Source organism: Pantoea sp. RCC30.1, assembly GCF_058148845.1.
Genome location: NZ_JBXUHX010000068.1, coordinates 1 through 4,897 on the forward strand (window position 1 = coordinate 1; position 4,897 = coordinate 4,897).

A 4,897-nucleotide genomic window follows, 5' to 3' on the forward strand; every position below is an offset into this window, starting at 1 on the left:
GCCGATGGTAGTGTGGGGTCTCCCCATGCGAGAGTAGGGAACTGCCAGGCATTATATAAGTGAAGAAGCCCCGCACGAAAGTGCGGGGCTTTTTTACGTCTGCAGATCGTGAAAAACCTCATCATAATTCCCGAAAACAGCCTGAGAACCCCTCTCTGATACGGTAAACTACGGCCAGATAACTCAGTAAAGGCCGTCAAATGTCCAGCCAGCATCCTTCCTTAAAAGCCGACAATACGCTTGGGCTTGAAGTACATACACAGAAACGCATCGTTGCTGAGACGCCAGCCGCCATTCTGGCCGCGTGGCAGGCCAGCCAGCGTGATCAAACGCCTTTTATGGTGCTTGGTGAAGGCAGCAATGTCCTTTTTCTGGAAGATTTCGCCGGCACCGTGGTGCTTAACCGCATCAAAGGCATCAAAATTCAGGATGAGTTTGAGTGCTGGAAGTTACATGTCGGGGCAGGTGAGAACTGGCATCAGCTGGTTAAAAGTACGCTGGAAAAAGGGATCACCGGTCTCGAAAACCTGGCGTTGATCCCCGGGATGACTGGCTCGGCACCGATTCAGAACATTGGTGCCTATGGTGTGGAGTTAAAAGATGTCTGCGAATATGTGGATGTGCTTAACCTGAACAGTGGTGAGACAGAGCGTCTCGATCGTGAAGCCTGTGAGTTTGGCTATCGTGACAGTATTTTTAAACATCACTATCAGACAGGCTATGTCATTGTTGCGGTGGGGATAATATTACCTAAGCAGTGGAAGCCCGTATTAACCTATGGGGACCTGAAAACGCTCAATGCGGTGACGGCCAATGCCTGGGATGTCTATCACGCCGTGTGCCAGATGCGGCAGAGTAAGTTACCGGATCCAAAAGTCACCGGTAATGTAGGCAGCTTCTTCAAAAATCCTGTCGTTACCGAGGCGCAGTGCAACTCCCTGCTGGCTCATTTCCCGGCCATGCCACACTATCTGATGCCGAATGGTGAAACCAAGCTGGCAGCAGGATGGCTTATCGATCAGTGCCAGCTGAAAGGTTATCACATTGGAGGTGCCGCAGTTCACCAGCAACAGGCTCTGGTGCTGATTAACGCTGACAATGCCACACCTGACGATATCGTTGCGCTGGCAAAAACCGTGCGCGCGAAGGTAGGTGCAAAATTTGATGTCTGGCTGGAGCCTGAAGTCCGCTTTATTCAGGCGCAGGGCGAGTGCAACGCTGTCGGGGTAATCGCATGAAAGACCACAATGTCCCGCTAAAGCTGGTCGATATTTTATCTGATGGTGAGTTTCATTCAGGCGAGCAGCTGGGTGAAACATTGGGCATGAGTCGTGCAGCCATAAACAAGCACATCCAGACGTTAAAAAGCTGGGGACTTGACGTCTATACCGTGACAGGAAAGGGCTACAGCCTGTCTGCGCCGATGCAGCTGCTGGATGAGCAGGCAATCCTCTCTCAGGTTTGGCAGGGCAATGTCTCGGTTATCCCGGTGATTGACTCCACAAATCAGTATCTGCTGGAGCGCATGCATGACTTGCAGTCAGGTGCCGCGTGTATCGCTGAATATCAGCAGGCAGGTCGTGGCCGTCGTGGCCGTCAGTGGTTTTCTCCGTTTGGCGCTAACCTCTACATGTCTATGTACTGGCGTCTGGAGCAGGGGCCGGCAGCGGCGATGGGCCTGAGCCTGGTGATTGGCATTATCATGGCGGAGACATTACGTTCATTAGGGGCCGACGATGTTCGCGTAAAATGGCCCAACGATATTTACCTTAATGATCGCAAACTGGCGGGCATTCTGGTCGAACTGACAGGGAAAACCGGTGATGCTGCGCAGATCGTTATTGGTGCCGGGATTAACCTGGCGATGCGGACAGCCGATGCATCACAGATTAATCAGGGCTGGATTAACCTGCAGGAGGCCGGTGTCACTGTGAATCGCAATGAGCTGGCAGCGCGTTTGATCAACAGTCTGCGCGAAGCCCTGCCACTGTTTGAACAGGAGGGATTAACACCCTTTATCGCACGCTGGGCGGCACTGGATAATTTCATTAACCGACCTGTTAAGCTGCTCATTGGCGAACGTGAAGTGCATGGTATTGCGCGGGGCGTTGACAGTCAGGGTGGCTTACTGCTGGAGCAGGATGGGGAAATAAAAGCCTGGGTGGGCGGGGAAATATCATTGCGCCCTGTCTGATCAAAAAAGCCTGCACTGATGCAGGCTTTTTTATGACAGCAGTTATTTACGCAGGCGAACCCTATCGACCGCATGATTGCCACTTTTGGTCATGATCAGGCTGGCCCTTTCGCGCGTAGGCAGGATATTTTCCTGCAGGTTGAGCCAGTTAATCTCTTTCCATAAGTTACCTGCTATTTCAACCGCTTCCGCCTCTGAGAGCTGGGCATAATGGTGGAAGTAGGAGTCCGGATCGGTAAAAGCCCCCTGGCGGAATTTCAGGAATCGATTGATATACCAGCTTTGCAGCAGGTCTTCCTCTGCATCGACATAGATAGAAAAATCGACGAAGTCTGAAACAAAGACATGATGTGGGTCATGGGGATAGTCCATGCCACTCTGCAATACATTCAGACCTTCCAGAATAAGAATGTCAGGCTGTTGTATCACTTTATCGCCATCAGGGATGACATCATAAATCAGATGCGAATAGACCGGCGCAGTTACCTGACTGGCTCCTGATTTCAAATCAGAGACAAAATTGACCAGCCGATGCATATCATAGGATTGCGGGAAGCCTTTTTTCTTCATTAAACCGCGCTCTTTCAGCACGGCATTAGGGTGAAGGAAGCCATCCGTCGTGATCAATTCCACTTTGCGGTGTTCAGGCCAGCGGCTGAGCAACGCCTGCAATACGCGTGCAGTCGTGCTTTTACCGACGGCTACGCTACCCGCAATACTGATGATATAGGGGATTTTCTGGCCATTGGTGCCCAGAAATTGCTCCAGTACAGCCTGTCGGCGAACGTTCGAACTTATATAGAAATTAAGCAGACGCGAAAGTGGCAGATAAATTTCTGCTACCTCCTCCAACGAGAGATCCTCGTTGATGCCCTCCAGCTGCGCGATCTCTTCCTCTGAAAGCGTCATAGGAACAGAATCACGTAATGCAGCCCACTGCTCACGAGTGAATTCTAAGTAAGGCGTTGTCAGGGGAGTCGTTTTATCCATAAGCATGCATCTGACCGCAAATTCATTGCTATCAACCGCGTGTTATCCGATAAGCAGGACAGCACAGGTGAAATGAATCACGAATCGCTGGTTTATCAGTGAGAACAATGGGCTGGAGGGTATCACCAGTATGGCTTTTAACAGAAGTAAAAAGATAAACGTGATTACGCTTTCGTCGGCATACCCACAAAACGTCATGATGCATTCAATTATGGCAGCTTTATCGTTGTTTATGATGTTACAGCCCATCACAGCGAATATGCGGCTTTTATCTGCTCTGAACATTCAGCCAGACGCCTGAATAACATAATGCTGCTATAAGGCCGTATAGCGAGGCTGATAGGGTACACATTTAATACGTCACCTGAGTAATTTCGAAAAGAGCACACCTTATAAAGGCATTTTAGCAGTCTTATTTGGAGGCATCGCCGCTCCTCCTGAAGCTTGTGCCTGACAAAAATGGCTCCGCTTTCTATAGAAAATCATCGGCGCATGATAAAAATGACGCAGGACGGGTCGAAAAATCATCACTTAGTACAGATGCGCAAAATAAAAAAAGCGGCTGGCGGATTATTTATCCTCTTAAGTGAGGTGTGCAGGGAGACATCAGGCGACAGCTCAGTCGCGCTAATCCTGTGAAAACAGGGCCAGATTGCACAAATATTCTGCACAAAAACGTCAAAATGCGACGATTTGCACAAATAGTAAGCGATAGAAAAAAATAAGCGATTTTTTAGTTGCATCCAGAGCCCGACCTTCCTAGAATGCGCTCCACTTGATGCCGGCTTAGCTCAGTTGGTAGAGCAACTGACTTGTAATCAGTAGGTCACCAGTTCGATTCCGGTAGCCGGCACCATCAAGTAGGTGGGATTCCCGAGCGGCCAAAGGGAGCAGACTGTAAATCTGCCGTCACAGACTTCGAAGGTTCGAATCCTTCTCCCACCACCATCTCAACCTCGCGGTTGAGTACAGATAAACAACCTGTTTATCTGTCAGGTGAGTCATTTATCACCCTGAATTCAGACTGAGCGTTAGCGAAGTCAAAGTCGGTCAGCTCCGCTGACAGGCAGTAGATAGTAGAGAAACATTCTCTGTTATCTGCAAGCTACAGAAAGAACAGGTAGCCGAGTTCCAGGATGCGGGCATCGTATAATGGCTATTACCTCAGCCTTCCAAGCTGATGATGCGGGTTCGATTCCCGCTGCCCGCTCCAGATGTGCTGATATGGCTCAGTTGGTAGAGCGCACCCTTGGTAAGGGTGAGGTCCCCAGTTCGACTCTGGGTATCAGCACCACTTCCTTTAATCTCCCTCCTGATTTTCTCTGTAACTTCCTTGCAGTCAGGCATTGCCTGGTTAATGTGATGATATCATTGATATATCCGTGTCTTAGAGGGACTAGCGATGGCTAAAGAGCAATTTCAACGTAACAAACTGCACGTAAACGTGGGCACCATCGGTCACGTTGACCACGGTAAAACCACCCTGACTGCAGCTATCACTACCGTACTGGCTAAAACCAACGGCGGCCAGGCTCGTGCATTCGATCAGATCGACAGCACGCCTGAAGAAAAAGCCCGCGGTATCACCATCAACACCGCACACGTTGAGTATGAGACTGCTGCACGTCACTACGCTCACGTTGACTGCCCAGGCCACGCCGACTATGTGAAAAACATGATCACCGGTGCTGCGCAGATGGACGGCGCGATCCT

The 4,897-nt window shown here is 50.1% G+C and carries 4 protein-coding genes and 4 tRNA genes; 7 read left to right on the forward strand and 1 reads right to left on the reverse strand.

Annotated features, from left to right (window positions below; genetic code table 11):
• Window positions 1-200 precede the first annotated feature (200 nt).
• Window positions 201-1,238 (forward strand): UDP-N-acetylmuramate dehydrogenase, encoded by a 1,038-nt coding sequence (murB, locus tag AC2LB6_RS24380; protein ID WP_490095449.1) that lies wholly within the window; start codon window positions 201-203, stop codon window positions 1,236-1,238.
• On the forward strand, window positions 1,235-2,194 hold the full coding sequence (birA, locus tag AC2LB6_RS24385; protein ID WP_490095450.1) for a bifunctional biotin--[acetyl-CoA-carboxylase] ligase/biotin operon repressor BirA: 960 nt from the start codon (window positions 1,235-1,237) through the stop codon (window positions 2,192-2,194). The genes murB and birA overlap by 4 nt, the downstream gene beginning before the upstream one ends.
• Window positions 2,195-2,236: 42 nt before the next feature.
• Here birA and coaA read toward each other — a convergent pair whose 3' ends face one another.
• Window positions 2,237-3,184, reverse strand: coding sequence for a type I pantothenate kinase (coaA, locus tag AC2LB6_RS24390; protein WP_090967284.1), 948 nt, complete (start codon window positions 3,182-3,184; stop codon window positions 2,237-2,239).
• A gap of 780 nt (window positions 3,185-3,964) precedes the next feature.
• On the opposite strand from coaA, the gene AC2LB6_RS24395 reads away from it, so the two are divergent.
• From AC2LB6_RS24395 to AC2LB6_RS24415, 5 genes are all read left to right on the forward strand, one after another.
• Window positions 3,965-4,040 (forward strand) — tRNA-Thr (locus AC2LB6_RS24395).
• A gap of 7 nt (window positions 4,041-4,047) precedes the next feature.
• Window positions 4,048-4,132, forward strand: a tRNA-Tyr gene (locus tag AC2LB6_RS24400).
• A 190-nt stretch (window positions 4,133-4,322) separates the two neighbouring features.
• Window positions 4,323-4,397: transfer RNA gene (locus tag AC2LB6_RS24405), tRNA-Gly, on the forward strand.
• Window positions 4,398-4,402: 5 nt separating this feature from the next.
• Window positions 4,403-4,478 (forward strand) — tRNA-Thr (locus tag AC2LB6_RS24410).
• A 108-nt stretch (window positions 4,479-4,586) separates the two neighbouring features.
• The coding region (locus AC2LB6_RS24415) for a GTP-binding protein (protein ID WP_243208059.1) at window positions 4,587-4,897 on the forward strand (311 nt) is incomplete at its 3' end.